We start from the raw sequence: 215 nt of genomic DNA, 5'->3' as shown, positions 1-215 counted from the left end.
GGCGCACCATCAGCACGCAGGTTTTCTATTCCGTCAATTACCCAACCTCCGCGTCGATAAAGGTCTTCAATATCATCGTATTCTTTTAGCTCAACTTCAAAAGTCGGTGAAATGAACTGACGAGCCATTAAATAGTCACCAGTCTGCACACCATAATTACCCCATTTAATCCATGCATCCATCGTCTTACGGATACCTTCAATAGACTTCTCGCG

Annotated in this window: 1 protein-coding gene; it reads right to left on the bottom strand. The window is 44.2% G+C overall.

Annotated elements, in window-relative coordinates:
* A partial coding sequence (locus tag HMPREF2942_RS00820; protein WP_246824321.1) for a DUF6318 family protein occupies positions 1 to 182 on the bottom strand: 182 nt, incomplete at its 3' end.
* Positions 183 to 215: the final 33 nt, after the last annotated feature.

This window comes from Rothia sp. HMSC071C12, from assembly GCF_001813895.1.
In the GTDB taxonomy this organism is placed as follows: Bacteria; Actinomycetota; Actinomycetes; order Actinomycetales; family Micrococcaceae; genus Rothia; species Rothia mucilaginosa.
Note: the sequence above shows the minus strand (reverse complement) of the source record. Positions and strands in the feature narration are given on the sequence as shown.